This window comes from Dietzia sp. IN118 (genome assembly GCF_032905965.1).
GTDB classification, from domain to species: domain Bacteria; phylum Actinomycetota; class Actinomycetes; order Mycobacteriales; family Mycobacteriaceae; genus Dietzia; species Dietzia kunjamensis.
Window position 1 is genome coordinate 698489 of the sequence record NZ_JAUMSR010000001.1, and the last position, 18850, is coordinate 717338.

Below are 18850 nucleotides of genomic sequence, written 5' to 3' on the forward strand. Positions count from 1 at the left end.
AGGTCGGGTCGATGACGACGGGCAGCAGAACCACCTGGCGCCGGGTCCGGGACGCCCTCACCAGCCCGAATGTCCTGTTCTCCCTGATCTGGCAGGTCTTTCTGATCTACCCGGTCCTCGCCGTCGTCTATTCCGGCGCGCCCACCGCACCCACGGTGCTGGGCCTGGCCTCCGTCGCCGTCTTTTCCGCCGTCTACCTCGCCGGCTTCGCCTCGCCCGCCGTCACCCGCGACTACCCGCTACACCTGCGCAGGACGGCGCGCCCCACCCGAGATGCGTCGACGCTCGCGGCCCGTGGTGAGTCGCCGCTCGCGGCGGATGAGAACTGGCTCGACCCCCCGGCGGAGCCTCCGGCGCCGCTCGGCCTCGGCTACCTGGCCGGGCTCGTGGTGTGCGCGTTCGGCACCCTGCCCGCCGCGGGGATCAACGGCCCGACCAACTTCCTGCCGTTCATCGCCTGCTTCATCGCCGCCGCCTGGCCGCTCCGACGCAGCGTGCCCGCCGCGGTGGCGCTGATCCTCATCGGGTGTGGCGCGGCGCTGTTCGAGAGCAACGTCGCCATGCTCATCCCGTGTTTCCTGGTGATCCCGGTGGTCCTGTCGATGATCGGCACCCGCATCTCCGTGGGCATCAGCGACCGCGAAGGCCACTACCGGCGCGCGCTGGGGGTGGTGGAGGAGCGCGAGCGGATGGCCCGGGACCTCCACGACGTGCTCGGCCATACCCTCACCGCCCTGACCATCCGCGCACAGCTCGCCCGCGCCCGACTCGACTCCGACCCGGACATCACCCGCGCCGAGTTGGAGAACATCGAGATGCTCACCCGCACCGCTCTGGCGGAGATGCGGCAGACCGTGTCCGGGATGCGCGTCGCCGATCCCGCGCGCGAGCTCGCGGACCTCACCGCATCCCTCCGCGCCGCCGGGATGGACGTGCGCGTGGACGGCACCCCGGATCTCGTTCCCGCGGAGTACGCGGTGCTCGTCGCGTGGACGCTACGGGAAGCGGGCACCAACATCGCCCGACACTCCGGGGCCCGCCGCGTCACCGTCGAGTTCACCGCCGGCGGCGTGCGCGTCACCGACGACGGCCGGGGGATCGGCGCCCGCCGGGAGGCCGGCTCCGGCACTGCGGGCTCCGACACGGCGGGACGGGGGCTCGAGGGGCTCGCGGCGCGGGCCGCCGACGCCGGCGCGCGGTTCGAGGTGTGTGACCGCAGCACCGCCGTGGCCGGGGTCGGGGCGGCCGGGGTCGGGTCGGCTGGACCCGGGGCGGGCGGGCCCGGGTCCGACACACGCGAGACCGGGACCATCGTGGCAGTGGGGTGGGCGCGATGAGCGAGACCGTGTCCGGCTCCGCCCCCGCGGCGGCGCCGATCCGACTCGTCCTGGCCGACGACCAGGCGCTCGTCCGAGGTGGTCTCGCGGCGCTGCTCGCCCTGGAACGGGACATCGACGTGGTCGCCGAGGTGGGCCGCGGGGACGAACTCCTGGCGGCGGTCGAGCGCCTGCGGCCCGACGTCTGCGTGGTGGACATCGAGATGCCCGGCGGGGACGGCATCACCACCACCCGCCGGATCCGCGACGAGCACCCGGGCGTTCGCGTCCTGATCGTCACCACCTTCGGCCGCCCCGGCTACGTCAGCCGCGCGCTCGAGTCGGGGGCCGGCGGCTTCGTGGTCAAGGACACGCCCGCCGGCGAGCTGGCGGACGCGGTGCGGAGGGTGAACGCGGGTGAGACCGTCGTGGACCCGGTGCTCGCCCGCGACTCGATGGTCGCCGGCCCCGACCCCCTCACGCCCAGGGAGAAGGACGTCCTGCGTCACGCGTTGTCCGGGGCCCGCGTCGCCGACATCGCCGCCGAGCTGGTCCTGTCGCAGGGCACCGTGCGCAACCATCTGTCCTCGGCGATCGCCAAGACCCATACGTCCACGCGGGGCGAGGCGGCGCGGGAGGCCCAGGCGCGCGGCTGGCTCTGACGGCCCGGCCCCGGAGGCGCGGGCCCCGGCCCCGGACACGCGAGAGCCGACCGACCCGCGGTGGAGCGGGGTGCGGCCGGCCGCGTCAGATCGTGTCGTGAACGATCAGGGGGTACCGGTGCCCTCGTCGGCGGCGGGGGAGGTGTTGGTGCCGCCGTCGTTGATCTCGAACCGGGTCCACTTGCCGTCCATGTCGACCTCCATGGCGTACCCGAGCGCGTCGTCGGGCACCTCGACCGTCTTGAACCAGTCGTAAGCCTTGGTGTCGTCAGCGAACTCCTTCTCCTCGATCACGTTCTGGTCGGGGTCCACTACGCGGTAACGGGGCATGCGTGCTCCTTCGAATCGATGGAATCCGGTCGTCTCCGCAGTCTGGGTGATCCGGCGCCGTCTCGCATCCGGTCGAGGCCTGTCGACCGCGCGGCCCGGCCGCCTCGCAACGGTCGCCCCGCCACCGCGGGCGGGCACGGCGGGCTGTCACCGCGCGACGGGTGCCGGCGGCGCGGGCGCCGAGGTGGTCTCGGTGTGCCCGGTGCGCAGGTACTCGACCACGGCGTCGTCGACGACGTCGTTGCCCTTGGCGACCTGCCCGTGATCGCCGCCGTCGACGGTGATCATGTGTGCGCCCATCCGGTCCCCCAGCGCGCGGGCGCCGTGCAGCGGGGTCTGGGGGTCCGCCACCGAGTTGATCAGCAGCGGCGGCACCTCGAGCGCGTCACCGCTCACCTCGACGGGCGTGGTGACGGCGGGAGCTCCCGCGCACGCCGCGCCCGAGCTGAACATCAGGCCGGTGGCGTCGAAGATGTCGCCGGTGACGAACTGGGTCCACAGGAAGGCCGGGTAGTCCAGTGGTCGCGGGGCCACGCGGTTCTCGTTGCAGAGGATCGCCGACTGCATGTTCACCGCGATCAGCGCCTCCGCGGGGACGGCCGGCATCTCCGGATCGACCATGCCCAAGGGCGTGCCGTCGCGCAGGGCCGCCGCCAGTATCGGCCAGCCCTGCGACTGTGGCGCGAGGCTCCGGGTCGCGGCGAGCGTGATCGACTGCGACTGCATCGCGCCGGGGTTGAGCAGCTGCCGCGCGAGGCCCTCCAGCTGCGCCCGCGCCGGGCCGGTTAGCGTCGTACCGTCGATCCACGCCTGCGCCAGGGCCTGCCACTCCGCCGGCACATCGCCCACGCGCGCGGGCGGTGGAGCCAGTGTCGGGGTGGTGCCGGCCTCGGCGAGCACCCGCTCCGTCCAGCGCTGATACACCTTGAGCGGGGTGTCGCCCAGGCCGTACGTGGCGTCGTTGGCCGCGATCCAGTCGAACATGTCGTGAACCCGCCGCTTGTGCGGTTCGTTCTGCTCGAGCAGGACCTGGTTCCACATCCAGTCCGGGTGAGCGCCCGAGTCCAGCACGACCTTGTCCGTGTGCTGGGGGAACAGCGTCGCATAGGTGGATCCGAGCAGGGTGCCGTAGGACAGGCCGTGGATCGAGATCCGCTCCTCGCCGAGCGCCAGTCGCACCTGCTCCCAGTCGCGGGCGGTGTTCTCGGTGGTCAGGTGTCGCCAGTCGTCGCCGCTGACCGATTCGCACGCCGCCCGGTGCGCTCCGCCGACGTTGGTCGCCAACATCAGGACGTCCGCCGGGTTCAGCGGAGCGCACTGCAGGGGCCCGGCGTGGGCGAGTCCCCGGGGCTGCACGCCGATCAGATCCCACTCATCGCGCAGGGCATCGGGCCAGGTGAAGAGTTCGTTGTCGTCGAAGTAGGTCAGGGAGTCCCCGCCCGGTCCTCCCGCGTTGCCGAACAGCACCCCGCGCCGGGCGCCCGGGTCGCGGGCCGGGAGCTTGGACACCGTGACGTCGATGGTCTCGCCATCCGGCCGCGAGTAGTCCTGCGGGACGGTCACCGTCGTGCAGACCGCGCCGGGAGTGGACACGGTGTCGGGGCACGCGCCCCAGGTGGGCGCGGCGTGCGCGGCCGGTGCGGTGGTGGCGGCGCCCTGGACGACGACGAGTCCCGCCGCCACGAGCACCGACGCCACTGCCGAGGCGACGTGACGAGCGGCGGACGGGAGGAGTGCTGAACGGCGGCTGTGCATGTCGCCCAGTCTTTCAGGATGGCGCCCCCGTTGCTGCCGACCGTCCGACATTGCCATTGCCTGTCAGGGGACGATAGCGATGTCGTAGCGCCAAGTTAGCGTCGCCGCATGACGAGCATTCCCGAGTCTCTTCTTGTGGCGATTCCCGCTCTGGTGGGGGCCTTAATCACAGCCTCCGTGGGTCGAGAGCGGTTCTCCCAGAAGATCGACAGGCTGTCGGCCGCGCTCGAGCGGGTCAGCGGACGCGCTCATCTGGAAGCGGAGTTGGAATCGCTCAGCGCGGAGGCGGTTGCCCGGTATCGCGCGGCTCAGGCTGTACGATTTCTCACCATACTCGGGACCTTCTCGGCGTTCTACACGATGTTGCTGTCGACCGTTTACATCGTGAGCCCTCTTGTTGGTCGGGAGACGGGCCCTGCGGTTCTGGTGCTCACGAATGTGTTCTTCGTGGGCGCAATTGTGATGTTCTTCGTGTCCTGGATTCTCAAGCAGGAGATCATGAAGGTGTACATCTCGCGAAAGCCGGGCATCAAGTCGCGGGCGCCGGGCGGGATAGCGCGCTTTCTCATGCGGACCTCGATAATCGAAGAGGAGTTGGCGTGGCTGGACAGGGCGCACGCGCGGAGAAGTGTCGGTTCAGCTTCCGCCGGGGTGGGCGAGCGTACGGTCGAGATTCCGACTTCCGAGGAGGCCTCCCGTGACCACTGACCCGAACGCCCAGCCGCTCATCGACCCCACCACCAAGTACGAGGTCGACATCCCGATGCAGTCGCAGCCGGTGCCGGGGCTCGCCTCCGAGCTGGAGCCGCCCGCCGATCACGGTGAGACGTCCTACGTCGGACACGGCAGGCTCACGGGTCGCCGCGCGCTCATCACCGGTGGCGACTCGGGCATCGGTCGCGCGGTGGCGATCGCGTACGCCCGCGAGGGGGCCGACGTGGCGATCGGCTACCTGCCCTCCGAGCAGTCCGACGCCGAGGATGTCGCCCGGCTGGTCCGCGAGGCCGGCCGCACCTGCGTCCTGCTGCCCGGAGACGTCGGCGACGAAGAGGTCGCGCGGGGGATCGTCCGCGACGCCGTGGCCGGGCTCGGAGGGATCGACGTGCTGGTGCTCAACGCCGCCCGGCAGACCTACGTCGAGAGCCTCGAGGACCTGACCTCCGAGCAGTGGGCGGAGACCATGAACGTCAACATCTCGGCGCCGTTTTGGATGATGCAGGAGGCACTCGGGCATCTGCAGCCGGGTGCGAGCGTCATCTTCACCTCGTCGGTGCAGGCCTACACGCCGTCGCCGGGCCTGGTGGACTACGCGACCTCGCGGGCCGCGGTCAACACGATGTCCAAGGCGCTGGCGCAGCAGCTCGCGCCGCGGGGGATCCGGGTGAACGCCGTCGCGCCGGGCCCGTTCTGGACCGCGCTGCAGGTGACGGGCGGGCAGAAGCCGGAGAAGCTGCCGTACTTCGGGCAGAAGAACCCGCTCGGTCGGCCGGGGCAGCCGGTCGAGATGGCCGGCGCGTACGTATATCTGGCCTCCGAGGAGTCGTCGTACACGACCGGCAACACGCTCTCGGTGACCGGCGGCGCGCCCACACCCTGACGCAGCCGCACGCCGGGATGGCGTCTCGCGCGCACCGAAGGGTGGGCGAGGCGCCATGGTGAGGGGCGGCTGCGGGCTGGGCGGGCAGCGGCGGGAGCAAGACGCCATCCGCGGGAGCGGCTGCCGGGCAGCGGCGGGAGCGGGACGCCATGGCGAGGAGCGGCTGCGGGCTGGGCGGGCAGCGGCGGGAGCAAGACGCCATCCGCGGGAGCGGCTGCCGGCTGACGCACCGACGCGCGCCGCCCAGGGGGTGAGGCGACGCGCGTCGGGGGAGGAGTCGGTCGGATGGGGAGGGCGGGGGCGCCGTCCCGCCCGGCCCGACCGGCTCCGGTCTATGGGGGCTACGGCCGGATCAGGAGTCGTGGATGATCACGCCGCGCATGATCTTCCCGTCCTGCAGATCCTGGTAACCCTGGTTCACCTGGTCGAGCGTGTACGTGGTGGTGATGAGCTCGTCGAGCTTGAGCTTGCCCTCGTCGTACAGCCGCAGGAGCTTGACGATGTCGTACTGCGGGTTGGCGGAGCCGAAGAGCGTGCCGGTGATGGTCTTGCCGAACAGGGCCATCATGGTGCCGCTGACCTGCACGGTCTTGTCCGTCATGTTGCCCAGGCCGGTGATGACCACCCGGCCGCCCTTGCCGATCACGTCGAACGCGTCGGAGACGACCTGCTCCTCGACGGTGCCCACGAGAATCAGCGCCTGGTCGGCCATCTGACCCCAGGTGAGCTTCTCGACCTCGGCGTGGGCCTCGGCCGCGCTCGCGAACGCGTGGGTGGCGCCGAACTTCAGCGCCTCGTCCCGCTTGAACTGCACGGGGTCCACCACCACGACGTGGCGGGCGCCGGAGTGAACGGCGCCCTGCACGGCGTTGATGCCCAGGCCGCCGATGCCGTAGATCACCACGGTGTCGCCTTGACGGACTCCGCCGGCATAGACCGAGGTGCCCCAGCCCGAGGGCACCCCGCATCCCACGAGCACGGCCTTGTCCAGCGGCAGCCAGTCGTCGACCTTGACCACCGAGTGCTGTGAGATGACCGAGCGTTCCGAGAAGGTGCCGAGCATGCACATGGCGCCGAAGTCCTGCCCGCCGGAGTGGAAGCGGAAGGTGCCGTCGGGCATGTGGCCGTCGAGGATCGTGGCGCCCATGTCGCACAGACTCTGCCGGCCGGTCGAGCAGTAGCGGCAGACGCCGCAGTTGGGGATGAACGAGCACACCACGTGGTCGCCGGGCTTGACCTTGGTGACGCCCTCGCCGACGGCTTCGATGATCCCGGCGCCCTCGTGACCGCCGACGATCGGGAAGCGGGGCGGCAGTGAGCCATCGGACAGGTGTAGATCCGAGTGGCACAGGCCCGCGGCCGTGTACTTGATGAGCACCTCGCCGGGGCCCGGGTCGTCCAGGTCGAGCTCGATGATCTCGAACGGCTTGTGGGTGTCGAACAGTACGGCGGCCTTGGTCTTCACGGTGGTGGTCCTTTCGGGGGCGTGCGGGAAGGGGACGGTGTGGGAAGGGCGACGGTGTGGGAAGGGGGGGACTCCGGCGTCCCCGGAGTGGTCACGGGGACGCCGGGTCCCGGTCTGGGGGCGGTCCGGTCTGGGCGGGCCGGTCGTGTCAGAGCTGGATGTTGACCGACCGGGTCTGGGTGTAGAGGTCGAGCGCGCCGGCGCCGAGCTCGCGACCCCACCCGGACTGCTTGAACCCGCCGAACGGCATGGCCGTGTCGAAGCCGTTGTACTGGTTGACCCACACGGATCCGGCCTGGAGGCGGCTGGCGACATGGTGGGCCTTGGACAGGTCCTTGGTCCAGACGCCGGCGGCGAGGCCGTACATCGAGTCGTTGGCCTGGCGGACGGCGTCGTCGACGTCGGAGAACCGCAGGGCGGCCACGACGGGGCCGAAGATCTCCTCCTTCACGACCCGGTCCTCGGGCTTGACGTCCACGAACACCGTCGGCTGGATGAAGAAGCCGGTGTCGCCATGGCGGGCCCCGCCGGTCAGGGCGCGGCCGCCGTCCTCGATGCCGGCGCGCAGGTAGTAGGAGACCTTGTCGAACTGGTCCTGGTCCACGACGGGTCCGAGCACCGTGTCGGGGTCGAGTCCGTGGCCGATGGTGGCCTGGGACGCGGCGTCGGCCACCGCCTGGGTGAACTCGTCGTAGATCGAGTCCTCCACGTAGAGGCGGGTGCCGGCGGTGCACGCCTGGCCGTGGTTGAACATCCACGCGGCGACGGAGCCGGCCACGGCGGCGTCCCAGTCGCAGTCGGCGAAGACGATGTTGGCGCTCTTGCCGCCCAGCTCGAGGGAGACCTTCTTGAGGTTGCCCTTGGCGGCGTCCACGATGAGCTTGCCGACCTCGGTGGAGCCGGTGAAGGCCACCTTGTCCACGTCGTCGTGGCCGGAGATGGCGGCGCCGGCGTCGCCGAAGCCGGTGATGATGTTGACCACGCCGTCGGGCACGCCTGCCTCCTGGCAGACCTCGCCGAGCAGGAGGGCGGTGAGCGGGGTCTGCTCGGCCGGCTTGAGAACGAGGGTGTTGCCGGTGGCCAGGGCGGGGCCGAGCTTCCACGCGGCCATGAGCAGCGGGAAGTTCCACGGGATGATCTGCCCGCACACGCCCACGGGCACGCGCTGGGTGTAGGCGTGGAACTGCTTGTCACCGGCGAACGGCATGGACACCGGGACGGTGGAGCCCTCGATCTTGGTGGCCCAGCCGGCGTAGTAGCGGAACACGTCCGCGGCCCAGGCCACGTCGACGGCGGTGGCGATCGCGACGGACTTGCCGTTGTCGAGCGCCTCGATCTGACCGAACAGTTCGGCCTTGGCGTCGAGCAGGTCGCCGATGCGCCACAGGATCTGCTCGCGCTCGCGCGGCTTCATGGTGGCCCAGGCGCCGTCGTCGAATGCGCGGCGTGCGGCGGCCACGGCCCGGTTGACGTCCTCGGGCCCGCCGTGGGCGACCCGGGTGATCTCGGCACCGGTCGCAGGGTCGTGGGTGGCGAAGGTGCGGCCGTCGGCGGCGTCGACCCACTGTCCGCCGATGAGCAGGCGATGCGGACGGGCCAGGAAGTCGCGGGCCTCGGCGCCCAGGCGCTCGTCGACGTGCGCGCCGGAGTCGGTGCCCGAGCCGGTGTCGCGGGAGAGTGTGCCGGTCATAATTTCCTCCGAAGATCCGACCGCCTCGGTTGTGAGGCTGATCACAACTCATCCTGGGGGCGAGTCGGCCCTCCGGAGTGTTCAGTTTCTGGACACGGTGACGGCGGGCGCCGTGTGCGCGTCAGGACAGCCCGAACTCCCGCATCCGGGCGTACAGGGTGGTCCTGCTGATGCCCAGCCGTTTGGCGGCGCGTGACCGGACGCCGTCGCATTCGGCCAGGGCGGCGACGATCGCGTCGTACTCGCCTCTCGCCAGCTCCCCGGCCCGGGGCGGGCGTCCGGTGCGGGCGCGGGACGGCAGTGAGTCCACGTCGAGGGTCGTCGATCCCCTGTGCCCGGATTCGGTGAGGCATTCGCTCAGGATCGACCGCAGGGAGATCAGTCCGTTGGGCAGGTCCAGGGCGCAGACGGCGTCCGTGAAGCGCGCTGTGGGCACGGTCGGGCCGAGCCCCTTCTCGGCGGTCAGTTCCGTCACCATCCGGGCGACGATCTCGGCGCTCTCGGCCCCCCGTTCGTGCAGCGGCCGCAGAACGGTCCTCGTCCCGCACGCGTCCAGTGCCTCCGTCACCGCCGCGCGGGGGTCCTCGCGACTGGTGACGACGACGAGGGCGGCCTCCGCCGACCGTAGGCGTGCTGCCAGGCGGCGCAGGTCGGCGTCGTCGAGGAGGTCGATGTCGTCCAGGACCAGCGGCCTGCCCTGATCGCCCTGGTCACGTAGGGCGGGCACCACGAGCCCGATCCACGCGGCGTCCGCGCTGTCGGCTTCCGCGAGACGGACGTGCAGGGCGCCCGGGCCGGCGATGTCCCGCGCCGTCGTCGATCGTCCGGACCCGGAGGGGCCGACCACGGCGTGGGCCCGCCCGGTGGCCCCGCTGGAGGAGCCGGGCGTGGACGCGGCGGGCATCGCCGACCTCCCCGGGGTGGACGCGGCCATGGCGGCAGTGGAGGCAGGCCGGGTGCTGCCCAGGACGGGCACGGCCGGGTGCTGTTGGTCCGGGAACACCAGGTCGAGCAGGTGCCCACGGCGGCCGACACGGCTCGAGAGCACCCCGACCGTACCCACCGACAGCTCCACGGAGTCGCCCAGCTCGTCCCGGTCGACCAGGCGCCGGAGCCTGCCGAGGTCGCGGGAGTCCAGCCGTTCCAGGCTCGAGTGCGAGGCCAGTACGACCTCGTCGCCGAACGCGCAGGTCGCGGTGTCGGAGGTGCGGGTGCGTTCGACGAAGCGGTGCCACAGTTCGCGGTCGTCGGCACGGGCGGTGTCGACGTAGCGGGCCTCGATGTCCGCGACGATCTTCCGTACGAACGGCGCGAACATGCGGGAGGCGTCGGCGCTCATACCCGTCAGATCCACCGCGCCGACCAGGCGTCGCGTGAGCGGGTCGATGATCGGGTGCCCGTAACAGGCGAAGTCGCGCAGGACCTCGGCGAAGTGTTGCTCGCCGTGGATGAACACCCCGGCGCGGGTCTCGAGGGCCGTGCCGATTCCGTTGTTGCCCACCGCGTCCTCGGTCAGGGTCGCCCCGTCGTCGACCCCTCGCCGCAGCAGCATGCGGGAGATCCGGGCGTTGTCGCGCACCGAGCGGATGACCCGACCCTCACGGTCGGCGAGCAGGAGCATCGCCCCGGTGTCCTTGAGGACCTCGTCCAGGTCGTCCATGACCGGACGGGCGGCCTCCGCGAGCCGGTGGGAGCGGGAGGCGCGTGGGTCGGGAGCCCCGGGCCGGGCGCTCTTCGGGGTGAGTCCGCACGATGCGGATCTGCGCCAGGACAGATCGATGTGGTCCTCACCGGGGGCAGGGGAGGAGGGGCGGACGGTCTGGGTCACAGGGCGCCTCCGGCCGGTCGGGGGGTGTGTGATCTACACCATACGGCCGCGGCGGCGTGCGTGATGCCCCCGGTAGTGGGCGGTTGGTCGGGAGGTCGTCGCGCCCGCGAGGGTCGGGCGGGGTCGGGCGGGTGTGGGGGCGGCGGCAGGCGGGTCCGGGCTCAGGGGTGGCGCGCCGCGTGCGCCGGGTGGACGAGGTGCGGGGGCAGGCCGACGGCGGGGGCGCGGCCCGGGCGCGAGGCCAGCCGGGCGGAGACCGAGTCGGCGCACGCGCTGACCGCCCGGGTGGCACGGGCGACGGCCCGACCGGTCATGCGTCGGCCCGGGGCGACGGCCACCGATCCGATCGCGCGGCCGTCCGCACGCAGGACCGGTGCCGCGATCGAGGCCACCGCCAGGTCCGCGGCGGCGTCGAGCTCCGCGTTGGTCACGTCGAGTTCCGACAGCTCCACGAACAGTTCGGACACGCGGTCACGGACCAGGGCACCGATCCCGGACGCCTCGAGGGAGTCGGCCATCCGGAGTAGTTCGCGTCGTGCGGGGGTCAGTCGCTCGATCGACCACCCGCGTCGCGCGATCTGCGGCAGGACAGTCTCGAGTCGATCCCGTGCGGCGGGGGTGAGCCCCGCGGAGTCGGCGAGCCAGCGGCGCTGCTCGACCACGGGGAGGCGGGCCGCCAGTTCGCGGGCGAAGGGCGCACGCACCGGGACCACATGACCGACGGGCATGACCTCCCGGGAGGCGGTGCGCATGCCGGCACCGACCGAGTCCACGACCTCGGCCATCCCGTCGCGGAGCTCAAAGACCACGGCGGCGATGCCGGTGGCGTCGGCCAGGGCCTCGAGGGGCTCGCGGGCCGCCCGGACGAGATCGACCTCGGCGCCCAGCGCCGTGCCCACCTCGCGCAGTCTCGGCCCGGCACGCCACCCGCCGCCGACCTTCTCCGCCCAGGCCTGGGACTCCATCTCGGAGAGCACCGCGTGGAGGGTCGACCGGCTGGCGCCGGCGACGCGCGCGAGCTCGGCCAGGGGCAGGGGAGGGCCGTCGTTCGCGAGGGCCTCGATCACCGAGAGCGCCCGATGGGTCGGTTCGTGTCGCATAGTCGACAGGGTATGCCTGTTATTCGACAGGGGTATGCCAGATGCCCTCGCCGAGGTGCATATCGCGGCTCGGCGGGCGCACGATGGTGCGGATGCCCGATGGCAGACAGATCTGTCTGCCGTCAGCCGCCCGGTACCCCGGACGGTCCACGACACTGGAGGTCGCATGACGACGAGGTCGGCGGTGACGCTCTCGCATCTCGACGCGCTCGAGGCGGAGTCCGTCCACATCTTCCGCGAGGTAGCCGCGCAGTTCGAACGCCCGGGGATGCTCTTCTCCGGCGGCAAGGACTCGGTGGTGATGTTCCACCTCGCCCGCAAGGCCTTCTGGCCCGCGCCGATGCCGTTCCCGCTCATGCACGTGGACACGGGACACAACTTCGACGAGGTGATCGAGTACCGCGACCGGGTCGTGGCGGAGACCGGCGTCCAGCTGCTCGTCTCCCACGTCCAGGACGACATCGACGCCGGCCGCGTGGTCGAGGAGACCGGTCCGGGCACCAGCCGCAACCGGCTGCAGACCACCGCCCTCCTGCGCGGCATCCAGGAGAACCGCTTCGACGCGGTCTTCGGCGGTGCCCGCCGCGACGAGGAGAAGGCCCGCGCCAAGGAGCGCGTCTTCTCGTTCCGTGACGCGTTCGGCGCCTGGGACCCCCGCGCGCAGCGCCCGGAGCTGTGGAAGCTCTACAACGGCAACCACCGCAAGGGCGAGCACATCCGGGTCTTCCCGCTGTCCAACTGGACGGAGCTGGACATCTGGCAGTACATCGAGCGCGAGGACATCGACCTGCCGCCGATCTACTACGCCCACGAGCGTGAGGTCATCGAGCGCGACGGCATGCTCCTGGCCAACACCCGGTTCCTCGAGACGCTGCCCGGCGAGGAGGCCCGCACCGAACTGGTCCGCTTCCGCACCGTCGGCGACGCCACCTGCACCGGCTGCGTCGAGTCCGACGCCGCCGACAACGCCGCCGTCGTCGCCGAGGTCGCGGGCACCCGCGTCACCGAGCGCGGCGCGACCCGCGCCGACGACCGGATCTCCGAGGCCGGAATGGAAGACCGCAAGAAGGAGGGCTACTTCTGATGAGCACCCCGACCACCGCCGGTTCGGCCCCCACCACCGCGGTCCCGAACCCCGAGGCCGCCACCGTGGAGACCGGCCACACCATGTCCGACCAGGCCCAGTTGCTGCGCATCGCCACCGCCGGCTCCGTCGACGACGGCAAGTCGACCCTCATCGGTCGGCTGCTGTTCGACTCCAAGGGCATCTTCGAGGACCAGCTCGCCTCCATCGAGGCCACCTCCGCCAAGCGGGGCGACGAGTACACCGACCTCGCGCTGCTCACCGACGGGCTGCGGTCCGAGCGGGAGCAGGGCATCACGATCGACGTGGCGTACCGCTACTTCTCGACCCCGCGGCGCAAGTTCATCATCGCGGACACCCCGGGCCACGTGCAGTACACGCGCAACATGGTCACCGGCGCCTCGACGGCCGACGTGGCGATCATCCTCGTCGACGCCCGCAAGGGTGTCCTCGAGCAGACGCGCCGCCACGCCTTCCTCTCCGCACTGCTGGGCATACCGCGCCTGGTCGTGGCCGTGAACAAGATGGACCTGGTGGACTACGACGAGGCCACCTTCGAGGCCATCCGCACCGAGTTCACCGACTTCGCCGCCAAGCTCGAGGTCCACGACGTCACGTTCGTGCCGCTGTCCGCGCTCAAGGGCGACAATGTGGTCAACGGGGCCGTCGATTCGACTGATTCCATGCCCTGGTACACCGGGCCGGCGCTGCTGGACCACCTCGAGAACGTGCACATCGCCTCGGACCGCAACCTCACCGACGTCCGGTTCCCGGTCCAGTACGTGATCCGTCCCCAGCGCGCCGACGGCCTGGATCACCGCTCGTTCGCCGGCACCGTCGCGGGCGGCATCATCAAGGTCGACGACGACGTGGTGGTCATGCCGTCCGGTCGGCAGTCCACGGTCAAGGCGATCTGGGGCCCGGGCGGGGCGGAGCTGGACGAGGCCGCCGCGCCCGCCGCCGTGACGATCGCACTGAACGACGAGATCGACATCGTCCGCGGCGAGATGATCGCCCGTCCGGGCAACCGTCCGCACCAGGGCACCGAACTCGAGGCGATGGTCTGCTGGTTCGACGACGCCACCACGCTGCAGCAGAACAAGCGCTACGTCATCAAGCACACCACCCGAGACACCAAGGCGATCGTCACGGGGATGGAGTACCGGCTCGACGTCAACACCCTGCACCGCGACCCGGATTCCACAGAGCTCGACCTCAACGAGATCGGCCGCATCGGACTGCGCACGCAGACCCCGCTGATGTACGACCCGTACCGGCGCAACCGCGACACCGGTGCGTTCATCATGGTCGACGAGATCACCGGCAACACCGTGGGCGCGGGCATGATCATCGGGCCCGCCACCACGGGGTCCAACGTGGTCTGGCACGCCGGGGCCGTCCAGCGCGGGGACCGGGGACAGGGCCGCACACTGTGGCTCACCGGCCTGTCGGGCTCGGGCAAGTCCACGATCGCGTCCGAGGTGGAGCGACTGCTCATCGAGTCCGGGCACCCCGCCTACATCCTCGACGGCGACAACCTGCGGCACGGCCTCAACGCCGACCTCGGGTTCTCGGCGGAGGATCGCGCCGAGAACATCCGCCGCACCGCGGAGGTCGCGGCGCTGTTCGCGGACGCCGGCGTCGTCGTCGTCTGTTCTCTCATCTCGCCCATGCGCGCCGACCGCGACGCGGCGCGCGAGGTCCACGCCAAGGCAGATCTGCCGTTCACCGAGGTCTTCGTGGACACTCCGCTCGCCGAGTGCGAGGCCCGCGACCCCAAGGGCCTGTACGCCAAGGCCCGGTCCGGCGAGATCCCGGAGTTCACCGGGGTGTCGGCTCCGTACGAGCCGCCGCTGACTCCCGACCTGCACGTCCGCCCCGAGGACGGGACCGCGGAAGAGGTCGCGCAGCGGATCCTCAGCTCCATCCTGGGAATCTGAGCCGGTGCCCGAGGCCCTCTGGACCTACGATTCGCTGGGGCTGCTGGTCGTCAGCGCCGTCATCGGCGTGGTGATCGGTCTGACGGGGATGGGCGGCGGCGCCCTGATGACGCCGGCGCTCATTCTCGTTGGCATCCCGCCGACGGCGGCGGTCGCCAACGACCTGGTGGTCAACGCGGTCAACAAGGTCGTCGGCGCGGGCGTGCACTGGCGGCACGGTAAACCCAACCTCAAGATCGCGTTCTGGCTCATCCTGGGATCGGTGCCGACGGCGTACCTGGGGGCGTGGCTCGTCCACGCCATCGGAGCCGACGACGTACAGGGGCTGCTGAAGAAGGCCATCGGCGCGACGCTGATCGTGGCGTCCACCGCCTACTTCCTGCGGGCGTTCTTCGAGATGTCCGGGCGCATCCGCACCGGCGACGACCCCGACCCCCCGGTCAAGCCGCTCATCACCCTGTTGGTCGGGGTGATCGGCGGCCTGATGGTCGGCATCACGTCGGTCGGCTCGGGCACCGTCATCATGATGTGCATCATGCTGCTGTACCCGACCCTGGCGGCGTTGCGACTGGTCGGCACCGACCTGGTCCAGGCCGTCCCGCTGGTGATCGCGGCGGCGATCGGGCACGTCATGGTCACCGGCGTCGACTGGAACCTGCTGGTCCCCCTGCTGATCGGTGGGGCGGTCGGCACGTTCTTCGGCTCAAAGTTCGCCAGCCGCGTCCCGCAGGGGCTGATCCGCCGGGGCATCACGATCGTGTTGGCCGTGACGGCGTCGGCGATGCTGGGCGCCTCGCCGGCCCTGATCGGCGTGATCACCCTGGTGCTCGTCGTGGCCGGGCCGCTGGTGTGGAGGGTGCTGGTGCGCCGGTTCTCGGCGCACCTGCGTGCCCCCGCGGAGCAGTCGGCAGCGCGCACCTGACCCCGCCTCCCTCCGGCCCGACCCCCGGGCCGGAGGGAGTGCTCGTGTTCCGGTGGCGCACCGGCGGCCGGGGGGTCCACACTCCTTCGGTGGCCAACACCGATCTCATGTACGCGGTCATCGGGGCGGCTCTGCTCGTGGGCTCCCTCCTGCCCCGGCTGCTCCGCGGACGAGTCCTCTCCGCGCCCATCATCGTGGTGGGTGTCGGCATGCTCATCGGCTGGCTCATGCCGAGCGAGTCCCAGCTCGTGGACGTGATCGAGCACGCCGAGCTCGCCGAGCGGATGGCCGAGGTCACCGTGATCGTCGCGCTCTTCGGCGTCGGTCTGGCGCTCGATCGTCCCCTGTCCTTCCGCGGCTGGACCAGCACGTGGCGCCTGCTCGCGATCGGGATGCCGCTGTCCATCGCCGGGGTCGCGGTCCTGGGGTGGTGGGCACTGGGCGTGACCCCCGCGGTCGCGGTACTTCTCGGCGCCGTACTCGCCCCGACCGACCCGGTCCTCGCCTCGGACGTCCAGGTGGAGGGGCCGGGGACGGGGGAGGAGGCCGATGACGAACACGACGAGGCCCGCTTCGCCCTCACCTCGGAGGCGGGCCTCAACGACGCGCTCGCCTTCCCCTTTGTCTATCTGGCGATCTTCCTGGCCACCAAGGGCGCGCCGAGCGAGTGGATCTGGACCTGGCTGGCCTGGGACCTCGTCGGCAAGACGCTGATCGGCGCCGTGGTCGGCTGGGTGATCGGCCGGCTCGTGGGCGCGGCGCTCTACCGCGTCCGCATCGGTGACTCCCGACTGGTCGGCTTCGCCGATCCCGCGGCCGCGGTGGCCACCCTGCTGCTGGCCTACGGGGCCGGCGAACTCGTCGGTGGGTGGGGTTTCCTCGCCGTGTTCTGTGCCGCGCTCGGCGTCCGGTCGGCCGAGCGTGCCGACGAGAAGCACGCCCGGGCCCACGAGTTCGTCGAGTACACCGAGCACGTGCTCACCCTGCTGGTCCTGCTGGTGATCGGGGCGTCGTTCATCTCAGACGCGGTCTTCCGGCTGGAGTGGTCGCACGCCGCGGTGGCGGTCGGCGTGCTGTTCGTGATCAGGCCCCTCACCGCCTGGATCGCCCTGATCGGCGACAGCAGGCTCCGATCCCCCGAGCGCCTGTTCGTCTCGGCGTTCGGAGTGCGGGGCGTGGGTTCGTTGTTCTACCTCTGCTACGCCATGGAGTACTTCTCCAAGGACGACGGCTGGTCGCTGTGGCCCGCGGTGTCGCTGGTCATCGTCGCGTCCATCGTCCTGCACGGCGCGGCGTCGTCCCCGGCCGTGTCCTGGCTCGACCGCCACCGCGGGCGCGAGCAGGCGACCTGAGTCCGGCGGGAGCGGACCGGGCGGCGGAACCGGCGTCCGACTAGCGGGGCTCCCACGCGTCGGTGTCGAGGGTCAACTCGTGGACCTCGCCCGGCAGGTGCCCGGCGGCCAGGTCGGCGATCGTCACGGCGTCCATGACCCGGCGCAGGGCCGCGCGCGAGGCGATCCACACGTGCTGCAGGATCGCGGCACGGTCGTTGTAGACCACCGACTCCGGGCGGACGTCGTAGACGCTCACCAGGGGGCCGTCGACGGCTCGCAGGACATCGGCGACCGAGATGTCCCCCGCCTCCCGGCCGAGGAACCATCCGCCCGTCTTGCCCCGGCGACTGGTCACGATCCCGGCCCGCCGCAGATCCGACAAGATCGCCTGGAGGAACCCGTGCGGGATGTCCTGACGCCGCCCCAGCTCTTCGGCGCTCAGCGGATTGTCGCGGGGATCGTCGTCGGGGCTGGCGAGCTGGGCCGCCGCGAGTTCGACGAGTGCGCGCAGCGCATAGTCGGACTTGGCGGTGACCCTCATGCCGACAGTCTCCCAGAGGGGCCGCCTCACCGGGCGTCGGCCCGGATCAGCGCTGCGCCGGGGCGGATTCGGCGGCCGCGGCAGGGTCGATGCCGGCCTCGTCGTCGTCGTCGCCGGAGGCCCTCCGCTTGGCGAGCACGGCCCACGTGACCAGGCCGATCCACACGGTGACCAGGGACAGCAGGATCGGGGTGGTCGCCGACGAGGGCACCTCGGCCCACACCAGCAGGGTGCGGGAGTTGGTGACGACGATCAGGCCGCCGGCCGCCGTGCCGAGCACCCGGGCGGGCAGGTGCTTGACGAGCCACGCCGCGAGCGGTGCGACGAGCACACCTCCCACCAGCAGCGCCAGCGCGTAACCCCAGTTGATGCCGGCGGCGCCCAGGCCCACGAGGAAGCCGAGCGACCCGCCGACGGCCACCACGAACTCGGAGGTGTCGATGGAGCCCACGACCTTGCGCGGCTCGACCCGGCCCGAGGACAGCAGGGAGGTGGTGCCGACCGGGCCCCAGCCACCGCCGCCGAGGGAGTCGAGGGTGCCGCCGACCAGTCCGAGCGGGACGAGGAACCCGGTGCGGACCCGCCCGCGGAACTCGGGGCGACGGCCGCCGAGTGCGAGGAACCGGTACAGGACGTACAGGCCCAGGCTGAGCAGGATCGCCCCCACGACGGGCTTGGCGACGTCGGCGGGGAGGCTGGACAGCAGGGTGGCACCGGCGAACGCCCCGATCGCGCCCGGCACCGCGAGGATGCGCACGATCCGCCAGTCGACGTTGCCGAGTCGGTGGTGGGAGACGCCGGAGGCGAGGGTGGTGCCGATCTCCGCGAAGTGCACGGAGGCCGACGCGGCGGCGGGCGCGATACCGGCCGCGACCAGCAGCGTCGTGGACGTGACGCCGTAGGCCATGCCCAGGGAGCCGTCGATGAGTTGGGCGATGGCGCCGACGACGCCGAGCACGATGAGTGTCTTCACGAGTATCCCTCGAATAGTGAATCGATTAAGTCGATCAGTACAGTAGACATAAAGCCGAAGTGCTGTCTAGACCGACCTGTCTAGCGAAGGCGGGGCATCACTCGGTCGCCCGTCAAGGACGGGATCGGGCATCGCAGGGGTGGGGCGCCGGGCGCAGTGATGTTTTCGCTGTCCAGTAGTAAAAATTTATGACACAATAGCGATCTGCGCGTCGGCTGGAGGCTGACGCAGTTTCTCCTGGGGGAGCGATGAACGAGGTCGGACAGCGGCAGTGCTACGTCGAGGAAACGACCGACGGCGCGGTCTGGGGCTG

At 71.2% G+C, this 18850-nt stretch carries 16 protein-coding genes; 8 read left to right on the forward strand and 8 right to left on the reverse strand.

Features of this window, described 5'->3' with window-relative positions; genetic code table 11:
* Positions 1-11: 11 nt before the first annotated feature.
* On the forward strand, positions 12-1337 hold the full coding sequence (locus tag Q2K20_RS03440) for a sensor histidine kinase (protein WP_268092444.1): 1326 nt from the start codon (positions 12-14) through the stop codon (positions 1335-1337).
* Positions 1334-1978: a response regulator transcription factor gene (locus Q2K20_RS03445; protein WP_096907512.1), complete on the forward strand. Its 645-nt coding sequence runs from the start codon at positions 1334-1336 to the stop codon at positions 1976-1978. Before Q2K20_RS03440 ends, Q2K20_RS03445 begins: the two co-directional genes overlap by 4 nt.
* A 105-nt stretch (positions 1979-2083) precedes the next feature.
* Here the strand turns inward: Q2K20_RS03445 and Q2K20_RS03450 are convergent, their stop codons facing one another.
* On the reverse strand, positions 2084-2308 hold the full coding sequence (locus Q2K20_RS03450; protein ID WP_007627087.1) for a hypothetical protein: 225 nt from the start codon (positions 2306-2308) through the stop codon (positions 2084-2086).
* Positions 2309-2455: 147 nt separating this feature from the next.
* A complete protein-coding gene (locus Q2K20_RS03455) occupies positions 2456-4063 on the reverse strand; it encodes an alpha/beta hydrolase (protein ID WP_187701599.1) in 1608 nt (535 codons plus the stop codon).
* A gap of 108 nt (positions 4064-4171) precedes the next feature.
* Between Q2K20_RS03455 and Q2K20_RS03460 the strand changes: the two genes are divergently transcribed.
* A complete protein-coding gene (locus tag Q2K20_RS03460; RefSeq protein WP_069389415.1) occupies positions 4172-4771 on the forward strand; it encodes a hypothetical protein in 600 nt (199 codons plus the stop codon).
* Positions 4761-5660, forward strand: coding sequence for an SDR family oxidoreductase (locus Q2K20_RS03465; RefSeq protein ID WP_069389416.1), 900 nt, complete (start codon positions 4761-4763; stop codon positions 5658-5660). Before Q2K20_RS03460 ends, Q2K20_RS03465 begins: the two co-directional genes overlap by 11 nt.
* 352 nt (positions 5661-6012) lie before the next feature.
* Here Q2K20_RS03465 and Q2K20_RS03470 read toward each other — a convergent pair whose 3' ends face one another.
* The 4 genes from Q2K20_RS03470 to Q2K20_RS03485 form a co-directional block, all read right to left on the reverse strand.
* Entirely contained in the window at positions 6013-7125 is a 1113-nt protein-coding gene (locus Q2K20_RS03470) for an NDMA-dependent alcohol dehydrogenase (protein ID WP_069389247.1), read from the reverse strand.
* A 148-nt stretch (positions 7126-7273) separates the two neighbouring features.
* Positions 7274-8815 carry an aldehyde dehydrogenase family protein gene (locus Q2K20_RS03475; RefSeq protein ID WP_253695621.1) on the reverse strand — a complete coding sequence of 514 codons (1542 nt, stop codon included), beginning with the start codon at positions 8813-8815 and terminating at the stop codon, positions 7274-7276.
* 121 nt (positions 8816-8936) lie between these two features.
* Positions 8937-10643 carry a helix-turn-helix domain-containing protein gene (locus Q2K20_RS03480; protein WP_269502071.1) on the reverse strand — a complete coding sequence of 569 codons (1707 nt, stop codon included), beginning with the start codon at positions 10641-10643 and terminating at the stop codon, positions 8937-8939.
* A 161-nt stretch (positions 10644-10804) separates the two neighbouring features.
* The gene (locus Q2K20_RS03485) at positions 10805-11743 is read right to left on the reverse strand and encodes an IclR family transcriptional regulator (RefSeq protein ID WP_067716965.1); all 939 of its coding nucleotides are present in this window, start codon (positions 11741-11743) and stop codon (positions 10805-10807) included.
* 166 nt (positions 11744-11909) lie between these two features.
* Between Q2K20_RS03485 and cysD the strand changes: the two genes are divergently transcribed.
* From cysD to Q2K20_RS03505, 4 genes are all read left to right on the forward strand, one after another.
* Positions 11910-12827 carry a sulfate adenylyltransferase subunit CysD gene (cysD, locus tag Q2K20_RS03490; protein WP_067716962.1) on the forward strand — a complete coding sequence of 306 codons (918 nt, stop codon included), beginning with the start codon at positions 11910-11912 and terminating at the stop codon, positions 12825-12827.
* A complete protein-coding gene (gene cysC / locus Q2K20_RS03495; protein WP_269502067.1) occupies positions 12827-14767 on the forward strand; it encodes an adenylyl-sulfate kinase in 1941 nt (646 codons plus the stop codon). The genes cysD and cysC overlap by 1 nt, the downstream gene beginning before the upstream one ends.
* 4 nt (positions 14768-14771) lie before the next feature.
* Positions 14772-15689 (forward strand): sulfite exporter TauE/SafE family protein, encoded by a 918-nt coding sequence (locus Q2K20_RS03500; RefSeq protein WP_269502065.1) that lies wholly within the window; start codon positions 14772-14774, stop codon positions 15687-15689.
* A gap of 89 nt (positions 15690-15778) precedes the next feature.
* Positions 15779-17041, forward strand: coding sequence for a cation:proton antiporter (locus tag Q2K20_RS03505; protein ID WP_269502064.1), 1263 nt, complete (start codon positions 15779-15781; stop codon positions 17039-17041).
* 40 nt (positions 17042-17081) lie between these two features.
* Here Q2K20_RS03505 and Q2K20_RS03510 read toward each other — a convergent pair whose 3' ends face one another.
* Complete coding sequence (locus tag Q2K20_RS03510; RefSeq protein WP_163375533.1) at positions 17082-17564, reverse strand: RrF2 family transcriptional regulator; 483 nt, start codon at positions 17562-17564, stop codon at positions 17082-17084.
* Between the two features lie 46 nt (positions 17565-17610).
* Positions 17611-18537 carry a sulfite exporter TauE/SafE family protein gene (locus Q2K20_RS03515; RefSeq protein WP_269502060.1) on the reverse strand — a complete coding sequence of 309 codons (927 nt, stop codon included), beginning with the start codon at positions 18535-18537 and terminating at the stop codon, positions 17611-17613.
* Positions 18538-18850 lie beyond the last annotated feature (313 nt).